The sequence below is a fragment of the Sorangium sp. So ce302 genome (assembly GCF_051530145.1).
Taxonomy (GTDB): Bacteria; Myxococcota_A; Polyangia; order Polyangiales; family Polyangiaceae; genus Sorangium; species Sorangium cellulosum_B.
This window is the reverse complement of the sequence record NZ_CP150326.1, coordinates 2,699,169-2,713,277: the sequence shown is the minus strand read 5'-3', so window position 1 is coordinate 2,713,277 and position 14,109 is coordinate 2,699,169. Positions and strand designations below refer to the sequence as shown.

Here is a 14,109-nt window from a genome sequence, read left to right as displayed (position 1 = left end):
TCCGCCTTCGCGCTGCAAGTGCTTGCTCGCGTTCCTCGCCGCTCCGCTTGCGGCGCCGGGCCCGATCGGGTCGGACCCGTCATCGGTCGATGGCGTAGCTCGGCCCGTGGACCGCGTCGGACGACGGACGCTGTGCGCGTCGCCGGAGTTCGTCAATCGCAACAAATGTTGAGCAACTCACACGGCAACTCATGCCGAGGCCGTCCGATATTGCTCAAGCTTATTGAGCAACGCAACAAGATCGCCTGGAATATCCTCACGGTGGAGGGCATCAATAATGCGCGCATCCGTGAGTGCAATACCGAGCTTCTGGTAGTGCTCGCGCAGCGCGCGTAGGACATCCTTGCCGCCTACAATTTCCAATCGATAGCTGAGAACGTTCCACTTCGCCGAGACCATGGCAAGAGTCTCCCGGGTGATCTCGGAAAGGTCCTTCCGCTGATTCCGGAGATACGTTCCGCGCCTCGCAATAAGCTGAGCCTGCACCTCGTCCCTCATGCCATCGGTGATGTCACGCAATACCTGTTCCGCAGGCGGAAGCGCTACAGGAGTGCTATTCGTGCGGGTCGCACGATCTGCGGCAGCGCGTTGCGCGGCGCGATCGATCGCCGCCGGGATCAGGAGGTAGTTCTCAATTTCCTTCCTCTCGTGAACGTGCGCCAAAGCCAGCGCGGCACTGAGAGTAGAGTACACATGACTAATTTCCTCTTCGCAGAAATAATCACGATCGTAGACGGCTGCGATACGGAGCTTCGCACCCAGGGCATCTTCAATACCCTCAGCCAGCGTTGTAATTTTTTGCCACGATCCAAAGCCACCGGAGTCAAGACTTGTAATTCCCATTCCAGCGGCCAACTCGTTTAAGCCGAGCCGCTTCGCGAACCGGCGGATGAGTCGAAAATCGTCGTCACCTTCGACGAACAGGACCCGGCGATTACGTGCAAGCGCTGTCAGGGTGATGTTCTGAACGGATCCAACGGCGCCGAGAGCTCGCTGTACGCCCGCCACGTCGCGGAGCCGCTCGGCTGCGTGCTTCCGCTTGTCGATCAATAGCAGGTCGCCTGGATCAGCCTCCGCCATGATTTCAGTGGAATGGGTGGCCAAAAGAACGTCAGGGCCAGCATCCTTTAGCAGACCGAGCAACTGCCGCTGCACATCGGGGTGAAGATAGACCTCGGGCTCGTCCACGATCAGGATCGTATCGTCCTTTGAGCGCGACAGATGCGTAAGGAGCTGACACCACACCTGAAACCCGAAGCCAGCCCAGTAAAGCTCCCTAGTCATCCTGTCCTCAAGACAGAACATAGCGAGCTCACCCGTCATACGATCGCTGATTTCCGGGGCCTGGATGTCCATACCAGGCCATGTAGCTCGAACAGATGCGGAAAACTCCTCGAACCCATCTCGAAAATAGTACCAGTAGTTACGGAAGTGACGGGACGCTCTATGAGTGTTTAGTCCAGCAACAACTGTTTCCTTCTCGCGGCGGACTTCGCGATGTTCGACTGGCCCAAGAACCGGTACTACGGCGATGCTAACAGGAAAATGCTTGCGAAATGCGGCCGGAGAGGAGACAGGTGCGCCGTCGCGCGTTTCCGGGAGAAGATAGCAGCCACCGTTGCGCGGGAAGAACAAGCGTAGCCTGGAACCCGTACTGAGGTGAAATACGACATTGGAATCCATCTGCGAATAGTCTGTATGAACATTCTCGAGCGAGATTGGGAGCATGTCCTCGCGGATGCTGTAGCCGGCCTGAATCCGCCCATCTGGAAGCTCGACGCGTTCAGGAGACTTCGCACGCGCGTTCCGTAGGCCAGTAGCCAGTGCACGAAAAGCCCCAAGGATCGTGGATTTTCCACAATTATTGGGACCAACGAGAACATTGAGACGATCGAGCGATATCGTATATCGCGCAAACGCCTTGAACTGGTCGAACGCTACGGATGAGATGCGAACGTCAGCCATAAATCGAGCTTCCTTAGAAGACGGAGGTTCTTGTTCACCTCATTTACGTCGCAATCATTTGCGACACACGGCCTATCTCCGCGTCTCTGCACGCAGACATCGAGCGGCCACGGCCTATACCCGTATTCCCACAGATAGCCTGCGTTCTTCCGCGACCTATATCCATATTCCGGCAAATGAACCGTGAGCCGCTCGCGACGTCATCTGCCCCCTCGACCGCTTACTGCCGCCCCGTGTGGAGTGCCTTCTACTCCTTCCCACTCTCATGCCCCCGGTTATCGTGGGTAGGCAGCGTAGCCGACGGTTGACCCTACTTGTCAAGCACCCCATGGGGGCAACGCTGCGAGATTTGTCAGAGACCGGCCTCATGGACCACGAGCCTGTCGGAAGAACGGTTCACGGCTGGAGTGGCCATAAATGCCTCCTGCCCTCGGTGCCTGTCCATCACCTGCGCGACGCACAGCTCGCGTCGAAGGCGTTCATCCGCCCGATCGCCTCGCCCAGCGCGCCGTCGTCCGCGCCCTCCGCGTCGCCCGAGAGCGCCTCCTCCGCGGCGGCGAGCGCCGCGTCGCGGAGGCGGTAGAGCTCGGGCTCGGGGATGCGCTCGCGCGCGGCGAGGACGCCCGGCGGGACGCCGCGCAGCATCTCCAGGACCAGGCCGAGGCGGCGGCGGGCCTCGGGCGGCGGCGGCGCGCCGAGGCCGAGCCGCCGCCGCGTGGCCCGCGGCCCTTCGGCGAGGCGGCGCGCGGCGGCCTCTGCGACCTCCGCGGCGAGCGCGTGGTACGCTGGCGGCGACGGGAGCCGCGCCTCCGTCCAGACGAGCAGCCGCACGAACTCGCGCGCCCCCTCGAACGCCCGCCGCCCGTGCAGCATGCGCCGGTTGTCGACGACCAGGATGTCCGCCGGGCCGAGCGACAGCTCGATCACCTCGCGTCGCGACGCCTCGACGAACCGCGCGAGGCGCGCGGCGATCACGTCCCCCGGCGGCACGACCGGCGCGTGCGTGAGCGCGAGCGCGCCGCCGCGGAGCGACACCGTGGGCCCGAAGAAGTCGCCGAAGACGAACGGGATGCGCCTGTACACCGTGAAGAGCGCGCGGAAGAGCCCGGGATCGGCGCGCTCGATCACCGAGAGCAGCGGCCAGCCGTCGAGCAGGAGGCAGCAGCCGCCGCGCTCCGCCGGCCTGACGCAGGCCATGATCTGCACCGCCGGGGGCGCGCCCGCGAAGCACTGGCTGTCGGTGTGGAGCGGCGCCGCCGCGGAGCTCGCGGCGAACGACCTGCCGCCCGGCACGGCCTTGATCGGCTGCCGCTCCACCAGGAGCGGCCTTGCCCCGAGGAGCCGCTCGGCGAAGCTCCACGGCGCCCGCGCGGCCTCCTCCGGCGCCAGCGCCGCGTCGCCGCGGAGGACCGAGAAGCCGCGCGCCGCGAGCTCGTCGAAGAGCCTCGCCGGACCGCCCTCCGGCCCGGGCCAGATCCATCGCTCGCTCATGGGCGCGCTCCGCGAGGGGGCTCGAGGGGCAAATTCATACCATCTATCCAGCACAACCAGGCCAGATGACCGCGCCGTCCACCCCGCTCACGCATCGAGGAAGCGGGCCTCCCGGAAGCCGGCCCGGAGCAGATCGCGCGGGATGGGCACGATCCGGAGCAACGGCGCGCCCTCGGGCACCTCGATCGGCGCCCCGAGCCGGCGCACGTGGAACACCGCCGGGGTCGCGAAGAAGGCGTCGGTGGCGACCACGCCGCGCATCACGTCGTAGCCATCGCCGTGGACACCGTCGAGCAGGCTCGACCAGCCCGGCGGCGTCCGGGTGAAGGCCCACGGCTTCACGAAGAAGTGCGGCTCGCCCGGAGGATGCGGCGTGAAGTACTTCGTCAGGTACCAGAGCGCCCCGCGGTTCGCGGCGAGGAAATCGTCGCCGAAGGTCCGCGCGAACGCGCGCTCCACCGCGGCCGCCCCGTCGGCGAGGCGCGGCGCCTCCGGCGCGACGGCGAGCGTGTGCCCGTCGAACGTCGCGCGGAACGGGACGGCGTTCCTCACCACGATCGACGCGAGCCGCCGAGCACCCCCGCGCCAGGGGACCGGATCCGGCCCGGCCGCGCTCGTGACCTCGGTCACCTCGGTGATCTCCGGCGCCGCCGGCCCGGCGACGACCAGCCGCACGCGCGCCGGCCCGGCGCTCCCCTCGCCCGCGCTCTCCCCGCCCGCGCTCCCCTCGCCCGCGCTCGCGTTCCGCCCACCCGCCGTGCCCCCGACGAGCCGCCGGTACTTGCGGGTCACCTGGCCCTTCTTCACCGCGAAGTACTTCGCGTCGTAGAACGCCGCGTGCGCCCGCCCCACCTCGGGCGCGTCCGCGAGCGAGCACGCCTCGATCTGCACGTCGGGGAGCACGGGCGCGATGCAGCCGATCTCCCCCTCGAGCTGCAGCCGCTGCGGGGCCTCGTCGCGGACGCGCAGCTCGACCACCAGCGGGACGAACGCGCCGTCGTCGGCGAGGTACGCCTCGCTCACCTCGATGAGCGCGTTCCGGCGGTTGGCTGCCCCCGCGACGCGCAGCCACAGGCCCGGGTCGGGGCGCACCAGGAGCCCGGTCCACAGGCGCAGGCGGGGCGGCCCGAGCCCCTTCCGGCACGCCCAGGCGAGGCCGCCGCGCAGCGCCCGGTGCCATGCCCCTTCCGGCGCCAGGAAGCCCTGCGAGACAAGCCGCGTCAGCGCGGCGCGGTGGGCGCGGGCGAGCGCCTCGCGGTGCTCGCCCGCCGGCTCGGCGCGGAGCGACCCAAGGCGCCGCCGCACCTCGATCGGCCGCGCCAGCGTGATCTGGAGCCCGAACGCGTTGCCCTCGAGCAGCGGCACGCACGCCTTCGCCACCCGGAGCGGCACCGCGCCGTCGAGATCGCCGGTGCGCCGGGTGAGCCGGCACAGGCCGAGGGCGTCGAGCACCTCGAAGCGGGCGTCACCCGCCGCAGCCACCACCACCGCCGCAGCCGCCGCCGCCGCCGCAGCCGCCGCCGCCCCCGCAGCTCGACGAGCTGCAGCTCGATCCGCCGGACGAGCCGCCCCCCGTCGAGACCGGGGGGGGCGGGGTCATCGCGTAGACCATCGGCCCGAAGAGCGGCGACATCGCGAGCGCCGCCGTGCCGCTCGCGGCGACCGTCAAGCCGATGTCCACCGCCTCCCGGCGGCGGCCGCTCGCGACGTCGGAGCGGAGCGAGACGGTCGAGTCGTCGAGCCACCTCAGGTAGTCCGACTTCATGGTGCTGTAGGCGCTCGCGGTCCGCGCCACGATCCACGTGGCGACGAGCAGCGCGATCATCTCCACCACAAGGAACGAGTAGGGCCGGTCGAGCTCCTCCGCGCGGATGGCGCGGATCAGCCCCACGCCGAGCAGGCCGACGCCGACCGCCCACACCACGGCCGAGAGGGCCGTCATCGTCCCCCGCGGGCGCAGCATCCCCGCGGCGGCGAGCTCGCCGCGGAGCTCCTGCTCGAAGCGGGCCGCGATCTGGTCGGCGGAGGCGCGCACCTGATCGAGCGAGAGCGTCACCGTCTGCTGGCCGTGCGCGCCCCTCGACGAGAGCGAGCTGAAGAACGACGCGAGCACCCGGTCCGGCGGGGGCGAGCCGACCAAGAGGTGGAGCGCCTGCGGCGCGTCCTTCGCGTCCCCCGCGGGGACGAGCCAGCCCGCGCCCATCGCGACCGCGATCAGCGTGGCGGCGACGCCCTTGTTCCCGTCGCGGAGGTACGCGATCGCCCAGTACTCGTCCGGCTGCGGGATCCAGCCCGCCGAGAGCCGCTGCCGCCACGCCGGTGAGCGGTACGACGCGCCCCCCGCGGGGACGCTCGCCTGCCCCGCTCGATCCAGGGAGGCGCCGACGGCGCTGCGCACCACGATGGCGATGATGAGGCCAGAGACCGAGAGCGCCAGATAGAAGAGCAGGAACGCCGGCCCCGACGCCATGTTGAACGGGAAGAAGTCGAAGATCTCGTGGATCATCGCGCCGCCTCCGGGTGCTCCAGCCGGTCGACGTCGTCGACGGCGCGCGCGAGCAGCTCCGCCAGCGCCGCGTAGGCCGGGCCCGGCGCCTCGTGGACGCGCTTCAGCGGGGCCACGTCGACGCCGAGGAGCTTGCCCGCTCCCGCGAGCACCGTGCCCAGATCGTCGCCGCCCTCGACCGCGTGCAGGCCGAGCAGGGCGTGGAGCGGGCCGCGGATCTGCTTCACCTTGCGGGAGACCGCGCCCTTCAAGGCGTCGTCCGCGCCCATCCCGTCCACCACCGCGCGCCGGAGGCGGATCTGCGCCTCGCGCAGCTCCTGCTCGACGCGCAGGCGGCGGTTCTTGCCGTCGATCACGAGCGCCGAGAACGGGTCGCGGCCGGAGAGGAGCACGTGGCACCGGCGGATGTCGTCGTAGAGCAGCGGGAACACGTCCGCGGCCCGCGGGATCTCGGCGGCGGTGAGGATCATCGCCTCGATGCGGGCCGCGTAGCGCGCGATCTGGAGCGCGTTGGCGATCGCGTCGAGGCTCTGGCGGGAGGCCTCCTGGAGCACCACCATCAGATCGACGTCGCTCTGCCCGTCGCGGTAGCCGCCCCGCGCCGCGCTCCCATACACGAGCAGGCACGAAAGCTCGTCGCCGAGCGTCCGCTCCAGGCTCTCCTTGAGCTCGACGAGCCGCGCCTGCACCGGCGCCGGCAACCTGGAGACAGCGCTCCCCGTGGCGATGGATCCCTCGTTCATGGTCTACCTTCGCGGCTCGATGAGCCGGACCTCGGCGCTCGAGCCAATCCCCTTGATCGCCCAGACTACCCGACCTCCCGGCAGCCGCTCTCGCCGAATGAACGGCAGGAGCCTGGGCCTGACGCTCCCGTCGCCCGCGGGCCCGACGAAGCGGGCGCGGAGCAGCAGGCGGTCGACGATCGCCTCGGGCGCGAGCCGGGCGTCGTCCACCGCCGCCGCGGCGATGCGGAGCGCGTCGGCGACCGCCGTGAGGCTCGGGGCCCGCGGCGACGCCTCGACACACCGGGCTCCGAGGCGCGCGGCCGCCTCGCGGTGAGACGAGAGCCGCGGCAAGAGCGGGAGCGCGTCGTCGACACGCTTGCGCTGGAGGATCGCCCGCGACCGGGCGACGTCCTCGGCGTCGAACGGAGCCACGGCCTCCGGCGGCGGATCGACGGGTGAGGTGAGCAGCTCGGCCACGCGGGCCTGGACCTCGGCGAGCGCCGACGCCTCGAAGGGTGAAGCGTCAGGAGAAATTTGCAGCGAGATGGCGCGAGAGGCAGGCAACCCCGGTCGGGTCGGCGCCAACCTGGGTTCGGCCGGTGTGGGCCCGGCCAACCTGGGTCGGGTCAACGCCAACCTGGGTTCGGCCGGTGTGGGCCCGGCCAACCTGGGTCGGGTCAACGTGGGTCGGGACGGCGCGGACCGGCCGATCGCCCTCGCGGTGGCGATCTCGGCCGCGAGCGCGGCAAAGGGCGGGAAGTCACCGTCGCGCTCGAGGAGGATCGGGAGCGGCCCGGTGCGAGCAACAACCTGGGCCAGCAGATCGAACACCGGCGCGGGGACCGGATGGGCATGCGTGTCGAAGTAGAAGCCGTGCTCCACGACGCCGCCGGCGATGTGGATCATCGCCACGCGCTCGAGCGGGTAGGAACCGACGAGCTCCGCGGGATCGACGCCGGTGTTGACGGCGTTCGCATAGACGTTGCCGACGTCGAGGAGTAGATCGCACCCGGTGCGGGCGACGACCTCGGCATAGAAGTCCCCCTCCCCGAGGGCGTCGCCCGGGAACCGCAGCGTGCACGCCGCGTTCTCGAGCAGCAGGGGGATGTCCGGGAGCGCCCGCCGGGCGGCGGCGACGTTCCGCGCGACGGCGCGCGCCGCCTCGAGCGTGTACGGCAGGGCGGTGAGGTGGCCGATCTCCCGGCCGCCGCCGCGCACGAACGCGACGTGCTCGCTCACGACCGGGGCCGAGAGCTCCCGGCAGAGCGCCCCGAGGCGCCGCGCGCGATCCATGTCGATGCCCGAGGCGCTGCCGAGCGAGAGCTTCACGCCGTGGGGCACCACCGGCCAGATGCGCGCGATGGCCGAGGCCTCGCGCCGCGCGGCCGGGCTCGCGAAGCAGGCCTCGGCGACGACCTCGACGAAGTCCACCGCGCCGGGCGCGGACAGCAGATCGGCGGCGAGCTCGGGGCGGAATCCAACGCCGACGGCGCCGGCGCCGGAGAAGGGCGAGCTGGGGGCGGGCACGAGCACGCGGGGACCTGCCTCAGTCTGCCCTCGCGGAGGGATCCGGAACAGAGGCCATCGGGCTCGGCTAGAAGTCGAGCTCACCCGAGATGAGAGAGGCAGCATCCATGCGCGTGGCGATCCTCGACGACTACCAGGGCGTGGCGCTCGGGATGGCCGACTGGCGAAGCCTCCACCCGGCGGCAGAGGTGCAGGCCTTCACCGACCACCTCGACGACCTCGAGGCCCTGGCCGCGCGGCTGCGCGCCTTTCAGGCCGTGGTGCTGATGCGCGAGCGCACGCCGTTCCCGCGCGCGCTGTTCGAGCGGCTGGACGACCTCCGGCTGCTGGTCACGGCGGGCATGCGCAACGCCTCGATCGACCTGGCGGCCGCGACCGAGCGCCGGGTCCAGATCTCGGGCACCGACATGCTGCCCTACCCGACGGCGGAGCTCACCTGGGGGCTCATCCTCGCGCTCTTCCGGCACATCCCGGCCGAGGACCGCGCCGCGCGGGCGGGCCGCTGACAGACGACGCTCGGCCTCGGCCTCAAGGGCAAGACGCTCGGGCTCGTCGGGCTCGGCAAGCTCGGCAAGCTCGGCGGTCAGGTCGCGCAGGTGGGCCGCGCCTTCGGCATGGAGGTGATCGCCTGGAGCCAGAACCTCACCGCCGAGCGCGCCGCCGAGGTGGGCGCCCGGCTCGTCCCGAAGGACGACCTCTTCGCCGGCGCGGATGTCGTCAGCGTCCACCTCGTGCTGAGCCCGCGCACCCGCGGGCTGGTGGGCGCGGCCGAGCTCGGGCGGATGAAGCCGAACGCGTTCCTCGTCAACACCTCGCGCGCCCCCCTCGTCGACGAGGCGGCGCTGCTCGCCGCCCTGCGCGCCCGGCGCATCGCCGGCGCGGCGCTCGACGTCTTCGAGCCCGAGCCGCTGCCCGCGGATCACCCGCTGCTCGCGCTCGACAACACGGTGCTCACGCCGCACCTCGGCTATGTCACCGAGGAGGGCTATCGCCTGGTCTATGGCCAGGCGGTCGAGGACATCCGCGCCTTCCTCGATGGCAAGGTGCTGCGGCCCTTGAACCAGCTCCCTGTCGATCCGGCCCCGCTCGGATAGGCTCCGCCGCCGCGCCCCGCGCGTCAGAGGAACTGGCTGCTCCACTTGCGGAACGTCATGATGCCTTTCTCCCCGGCGCACAGGACGGGCTGAGCGCGGTAGATCTTGTTCTCCCAGATCGGGATGTCCTCCTCGACCTGCCGGCAGATCTCCGCCGCGAGGGCCTGGCCGAGGCGCTGCGCGCCGTCGTTGCGCAGCCAGAACGCGAAGCGGATGTCGACGAGCTCGTCGTCGATCGGGGTGACGGTGTTCACGAAGAGGAGCTCGACGATCCCGGTGAAGCGGATCGTCCCGTACCCCATGCCGTGGCCTTCCCATGTGATCGTGCCGTCGACCACCCGCCCTCCCGGGCCCTTCTGCTTCACCACCGACCGCGATCGGAGGATGTGGCCCTCGATCTCGATCTCGGTCCGGGGCGGCTCAAGCATGGCGTGCACGGCGACGAAGTGGGCCGGATCCACGATGTTCTCGAGGGTCTCCTGGACGTGCGTCCGGACCCTCCAGCGCTTGATCAGGCCCAGGGACCACTCCGTCGAGCGCGCCTCGGCGAGCGGCGGGATCTCGAAGGCGGCGGGCTCGCCGCCGAGCGCGTGGTGGACCAGGATCAGGCCGTCGAGCTCCCGCACCTCCCAGGCGCGGGTCCTCGCTTTCGGCGGGATCGTGTCCGCATAAGGGATGTGCACGCACTTCCCTTCGCCGGAGATCACCCATCCGTGGAACGGGCACCGGATGCCGCCCTGCTCGACGCGGCCCCCCACCCCGAGGTGCGCGCCCATGTGAGGGCAGTGGGCGTCGAGGACCCGAGCCTGTCCGTCCTGCGTCCGGAACAGCACCAGATCCTGCCCGAAGCAGCGGAGCGACATGGGCCCGCCCGTGGACAGCTCGTCCGAGGCGGCGACCTGGAACCAGCCTCGGGGGAAAGGCTGAAGAGGGATTCGAGCGCTCATGTGGGTCTCCTCGGCTCAGCGTCTGTCGGGGTCGCCCGCGCGCTCATGCAGCGCGGGGCGGAGGGGCTTCATCGTGCCGGTGATCGCGGCATGAGAACGTCATCTTACGAGACCCGGACGCGCCGAGGTACTGCCAAGCTGGCTCCTGCAGGCCTCGCGCGCCCGAGCGGGCGGCCGCGCTCCTGCGGAGGCCGTGTGTCCGCCGCTTGCCCTGCCCACCCGCGAGCTCTCTGTCGATCGCCGCCGGCGGGATCCCCGGTGTTCACCGCCCGCGGCTCGTTCCCTGTCAGCGCCCCGCCGAGAGCTGCTCCAGCCCCTCTTCCACGCCGATGATGGGCGCATACCCGAGCTCGGCGCGGGCGCGGTCGGTCTTCACGGTCACCGAATGCGACATCATGGCGACGGCGAAGCGAGTCATCGGCGGCGCCCGGCGGACGCCGAGGAGGCGCCATGCGCCCTCGATCGCGGCCGCGAGCGGGCGGACGACGGCGCTCGGGACGCTGCGCCCGGGCAGCGCCACCCCTCGCGTCCGCGCCAGCGCCGTCAGGAACTCGCGAAACGTACGCGTGCCGTCGTCGGCGACGAAGTAGGCGCGCCCGCCCTGGCCGCGCTCCAGGGCGAGCAGCAGCGCGTGCACGAGGTTCGCGACGTGCGTCGTCGACGTGCGCGCGCCGCCGCCGTCGAGCCAGGCGAAGCTCCCCTCCCGCGCCATGCGCAGCACGATGGGCAGCACCGTCGCATCCCTTGGCCCCCAGACGAGGCGCGGGCGAATGGAGACGGTGGTCATGCCGCCTGGTTCGTTCGCGGCGAGCACGCGCCGCTCCGCCTCTGCCTTCGTCTCCGAGTACAGGAAGCGTTGCCTCTCGGGATAAGGGTGCGTCTCGTCGATATCGATGAGATCGTGGCCATCGAAGAGCGCCGCCTCGGTGCCGACGTGGACGAACCGGCGGACGCCGGCGGCGCGCGCCGCGTCGAGCACCCGCGCCGTCCCCTCCACGTTGCCCTCCCAGAACTGCGCGCGCGGCCCCCACTCCTCGACATACGCGGCGCAGTGCACCGCGGCCTCGGCGCCCGCGAGGTCCTCGCCCTTCAGCGTCCCGAGGTCGGCCGCGACCGGCGCCGCGCCGTAACGTCGCACGACATCGGCGCTCCTCGGCGAGCGCGCCAGCGCGCTCACCTCGCGACCGGCGCGCACGAGCCCCTCGATGAGATGGCCTCCGATGAACCCCGAGCCCCCTGTAACGAAGACCTTCATGGCCGCCACGATGCCCCCTCGCCTACCGGGATGTCCAATGCGGCCAGCGGCGAGGCCGGGACGAGCGCAGTGGTCGCGTCGGTTCACCTCTCGCTTCGACCAAGCAAAGCGACCACGACTGCCCGCAGGCGAGTGATCTCGCCTTGGAGCGCGTCATTTTCCCGCCGCAGACGCGCCTCCGCCTCTCGTGACCGCGAGAGATCGGCTTTCTGCTGCTGAAGGACGTGGTGCAGCTGGCGCCGCTCGACGAGCAGCGGGCGGTTCAGATGAAGACGCTGGATGTGAAACCAGCCGCGAGGCGTCAGCCCGATCAGCCGACCGTGGACCGTCTCCTCGACGTGCACGCCGAGATCGTCACGCTGAGGGCGAAGAAGCCTCAAGCTGTCCGGTGCGCCGTGTGCTGGGGCATAATCGCCCTTGAACCGATTGCACGCGGTGCAAGCGTAGACGAGGTTCTCGATGTCGTCGGAACCACCCGCGGCAAGCGGGTGGAAGTGATCAATCTCCAGCTCGCCTCCCACCGACGTTTCGGAAACGCCGCAGTAACCACACCGTCCACCGAAGGTGGCCCGCACGATTGCACGCGCTTCAGTGGAGACGGCCATTCATGCAGCGGGAAGCGGCCCGCCGGCGACGCGGGCAAGTCCGTCGAGGATGGACGCGCGACGCCGGTCGAACTCTTCGAGGAACCTGCGCGTGTCGGTCACGAGGGCCTGTTGCTGTGCCATGAGCTGGGCCAGCTGCTCGTTCTCGCCCTCGACGCTGACCAGCTCGGCCGCCAGGACGTCGGCCTCGGCACGCAGCCGAGCCATCTCCGGGGCGAGCACCGCCGCCTCCTCCGCCTCGATCCGCGCCATCAGCGCCGCGAGCTCGTCCTGCTCGGGCTGTGTCAGCGTGCCGGAAAGCTCCCTGTCACGGAGGCGGTCGAGCTTGCTCTGGTCGTCCTCGGTCCAGCTCATGGTAGCCACCCTACCCATACCAGGCTCGGATCGCCGGGGCAACGGCCGGCGCTCGCGATACGGTGGCGACCCGGATGGCACACTCCTGTCTGGCAGCACGCGCACGCCGGCTGACCGGCTGACGGCACACCGACGCGAACGCGGACCCCTGTGCCGACTCGTTGGTCGCGAGCCACTCGTCGTCGGCGGGATCGTCGGTGGGAGTGCTCCGGCGCTCAGACCGGCCCGGTCCCGCCGCCGAGCTGCGCCCCCCGACGTGCGAGATGTTGGTACTCAAAGCGATCGTGAATCGAGATGAGCACCGCCGTGTCCGACGCGACGAATTCCCGAAATTGGGCCAGACCCAGCATCACTGTGTCACGACCGGGCGGGCTGCGCCGAAGCTGCCTCAGGAATCTCCCGGAAAGCTGGAGCCTTTCTGCGGACGGAGCTTGCCGCCCGATAGGCGCGACGCAGCCTTGCAGTGCCGTGGAGTACACGCTGGACGCTGCCGCTCAGCGGCGGCTGGACGCCTACCTCTCGAACGTCGGGGCCATCCTGGCCCATCCGCTGCGACGCGAGTCGTTCGCGATCCACGCGATAGGGCTGCTCCGCGAGGCGGAGCGCTAAAGCATCGAGCCGGTCGCCGCCCGAGCCACCTATCGTCTGGCCACCGCCCACGTGCTGCCCCGCTGGCTGCCCCGGTGCCCCAGCTGCCACCGTCGACACGCCGAAGTCCCCAGCCTCCAGTCCATCCGGCTGTGACACAGTGGTGTTAGACGCACCCAACGGTACGACCTACACGGCACCGCCGCGTGCGGACTTGAGCGCGGCGCCCCGATGTTCCAGCTCATAAATCGTCACGAGCGTGTGCTCGATGATGTCAATGGCGAGCTTGAGGTTGTCAGGATCAGGCATTTCGAGGTCATGGAGTGCTTCGTTGCCCATGAACCTATGCTCGTGGAGCACCTCTGCCTGCTTTTGGGTAAGGAACCCCTTTTCGGCCATTCCGAAGATTTTTCCCTGAAGGTTATTCTTCCGGACAATCTTGGTGCCGCCGGTCGTCTTGTCTTTTTCCTCCACTGGACCATCCGCGATCGCCTTGTCGACACAAATCGCTTCGACAATGGCCCTCAGTCCACCTGCTGCCAGCGTATACAGCTCATTGTTGTATGCCTCGATCGTCTCTCTGTAGATGCGCCGAGGCTTCTTGGTGAGGTGCGGAAACGGACGCACTTCCAGCAGATTGTCGTGGCTCTTTGGCGGCTCCCCAGGATAGGACACCACGGTCTCTTCGAGGTCCCCAGTTTCCGGATCAAAGTCTTCGCTACACACCGTGACGCGGAGAAACGACCTTTCGTCACAACCACGACACGCAACGATCTGATGAGTCTCTCCCCAGAAATCGATCTGCATACCAGGCGTATTGTCGGGCGTAAGCGACCGCTCGACCTCTTTCATCACGTTATGCTTGGTCACGCCTTTGCACTGCGTGCAATAGGACTTAACTACCTTGTCATCGGCCGCTGCCATCTGAACTCCTTTGGCTGTTGTATCTGTTGCCGGCGGGTCGTTTCACAAAGGTTGCCTCGCTGGTCGGTGAGCGCTCGGCGAATGGCATCGGTTTTGAGAAAGGGTTCCGCCACTGGAGAGCCGGTCTA

Annotated in this window: 12 protein-coding genes and 1 pseudogene; 2 read left to right on the top strand and 11 right to left on the bottom strand. The window is 69.4% G+C overall.

Annotated elements, in window-relative coordinates; genetic code table 11:
- Positions 1 to 189: 189 nt before the first annotated feature.
- The 6 genes from WME73_RS10580 to WME73_RS10555 form a co-directional block, all read right to left on the bottom strand.
- Positions 190 to 1,965, bottom strand: coding sequence for an ATP-dependent nuclease (locus tag WME73_RS10580; RefSeq protein WP_437915579.1), 1,776 nt, complete (start codon positions 1,963 to 1,965; stop codon positions 190 to 192).
- 444 nt (positions 1,966 to 2,409) lie between these two features.
- Positions 2,410 to 3,456 (bottom strand): TauD/TfdA family dioxygenase, encoded by a 1,047-nt coding sequence (locus WME73_RS10575; protein ID WP_437915578.1) that lies wholly within the window; start codon positions 3,454 to 3,456, stop codon positions 2,410 to 2,412.
- Positions 3,457 to 3,543: 87 nt separating this feature from the next.
- Positions 3,544 to 4,938: a hypothetical protein gene (locus WME73_RS10570; protein WP_437915577.1), complete on the bottom strand. Its 1,395-nt coding sequence runs from the start codon at positions 4,936 to 4,938 to the stop codon at positions 3,544 to 3,546.
- On the bottom strand, positions 4,922 to 5,962 hold the full coding sequence (locus tag WME73_RS10565) for a hypothetical protein (protein WP_437915576.1): 1,041 nt from the start codon (positions 5,960 to 5,962) through the stop codon (positions 4,922 to 4,924). The genes WME73_RS10570 and WME73_RS10565 overlap by 17 nt, the downstream gene beginning before the upstream one ends.
- Positions 5,959 to 6,705 carry a nucleotidyltransferase domain-containing protein gene (locus WME73_RS10560; protein ID WP_437915575.1) on the bottom strand — a complete coding sequence of 249 codons (747 nt, stop codon included), beginning with the start codon at positions 6,703 to 6,705 and terminating at the stop codon, positions 5,959 to 5,961. Before WME73_RS10560 ends, WME73_RS10565 begins: the two co-directional genes overlap by 4 nt.
- Before the next feature lie 3 nt (positions 6,706 to 6,708).
- Positions 6,709 to 8,220 (bottom strand): multinuclear nonheme iron-dependent oxidase, encoded by a 1,512-nt coding sequence (locus WME73_RS10555; RefSeq protein ID WP_437915574.1) that lies wholly within the window; start codon positions 8,218 to 8,220, stop codon positions 6,709 to 6,711.
- Positions 8,221 to 8,321: 101 nt separating this feature from the next.
- Here WME73_RS10555 and WME73_RS10550 point away from each other — a divergent pair.
- Positions 8,322 to 9,308 (top strand): annotated as a pseudogene (locus WME73_RS10550) (D-2-hydroxyacid dehydrogenase family protein).
- Between the two features lie 23 nt (positions 9,309 to 9,331).
- On the opposite strand, the gene WME73_RS10545 reads toward WME73_RS10550, so the two are convergent.
- The 4 genes from WME73_RS10545 to WME73_RS10530 all read right to left on the bottom strand — a co-directional run bounded on the left by WME73_RS10545 (position 9,332) and on the right by WME73_RS10530 (position 12,469).
- Positions 9,332 to 10,255 (bottom strand): Rieske 2Fe-2S domain-containing protein, encoded by a 924-nt coding sequence (locus WME73_RS10545; protein ID WP_437870286.1) that lies wholly within the window; start codon positions 10,253 to 10,255, stop codon positions 9,332 to 9,334.
- Positions 10,256 to 10,541: 286 nt separating this feature from the next.
- Positions 10,542 to 11,510 carry an NAD-dependent epimerase/dehydratase family protein gene (locus tag WME73_RS10540; RefSeq protein WP_437917374.1) on the bottom strand — a complete coding sequence of 323 codons (969 nt, stop codon included), beginning with the start codon at positions 11,508 to 11,510 and terminating at the stop codon, positions 10,542 to 10,544.
- An 83-nt stretch (positions 11,511 to 11,593) separates the two neighbouring features.
- Entirely contained in the window at positions 11,594 to 12,115 is a 522-nt protein-coding gene (locus WME73_RS10535; RefSeq protein WP_437915573.1) for an HNH endonuclease, read from the bottom strand.
- Positions 12,116 to 12,469, bottom strand: a complete 354-nt coding sequence (locus WME73_RS10530; RefSeq protein WP_437915572.1) for a hypothetical protein — start codon at positions 12,467 to 12,469, stop codon at positions 12,116 to 12,118.
- Between the two features lie 468 nt (positions 12,470 to 12,937).
- On the opposite strand from WME73_RS10530, the gene WME73_RS10525 reads away from it, so the two are divergent.
- Positions 12,938 to 13,078 carry a hypothetical protein gene (locus tag WME73_RS10525; RefSeq protein WP_437915571.1) on the top strand — a complete coding sequence of 47 codons (141 nt, stop codon included), beginning with the start codon at positions 12,938 to 12,940 and terminating at the stop codon, positions 13,076 to 13,078.
- A gap of 168 nt (positions 13,079 to 13,246) precedes the next feature.
- Here the strand turns inward: WME73_RS10525 and WME73_RS10520 are convergent, their stop codons facing one another.
- Positions 13,247 to 13,981 (bottom strand): DUF4145 domain-containing protein, encoded by a 735-nt coding sequence (locus tag WME73_RS10520; RefSeq protein WP_437915570.1) that lies wholly within the window; start codon positions 13,979 to 13,981, stop codon positions 13,247 to 13,249.
- Positions 13,982 to 14,109: the final 128 nt, after the last annotated feature.

Excerpts from the sequence above, each read along its gene's own strand:
- WME73_RS10535 (WP_437915573.1), bottom strand. The coding sequence starts at position 12,115 with ATGGCCGTCTCCACTGAAGCGCGTGCAATCGTGCGGGCCACCTTCGGT.
- WME73_RS10540 (WP_437917374.1), bottom strand. The coding sequence starts at position 11,510 with ATGAAGGTCTTCGTTACAGGGGGCTCGGGGTTCATCGGAGGCCATCTC.
- WME73_RS10560 (WP_437915575.1), bottom strand. The coding sequence starts at position 6,705 with ATGAACGAGGGATCCATCGCCACGGGGAGCGCTGTCTCCAGGTTGCCG.
- WME73_RS10530 (WP_437915572.1), bottom strand. The coding sequence starts at position 12,469 with ATGAGCTGGACCGAGGACGACCAGAGCAAGCTCGACCGCCTCCGTGAC.
- WME73_RS10580 (WP_437915579.1), bottom strand. The coding sequence starts at position 1,965 with ATGGCTGACGTTCGCATCTCATCCGTAGCGTTCGACCAGTTCAAGGCG.
- WME73_RS10575 (WP_437915578.1), bottom strand. The coding sequence starts at position 3,456 with ATGAGCGAGCGATGGATCTGGCCCGGGCCGGAGGGCGGTCCGGCGAGG.
- WME73_RS10565 (WP_437915576.1), bottom strand. The coding sequence starts at position 5,962 with ATGATCCACGAGATCTTCGACTTCTTCCCGTTCAACATGGCGTCGGGG.
- WME73_RS10520 (WP_437915570.1), bottom strand. The coding sequence starts at position 13,981 with ATGGCAGCGGCCGATGACAAGGTAGTTAAGTCCTATTGCACGCAGTGC.
- WME73_RS10545 (WP_437870286.1), bottom strand. The coding sequence starts at position 10,255 with ATGAGCGCTCGAATCCCTCTTCAGCCTTTCCCCCGAGGCTGGTTCCAG.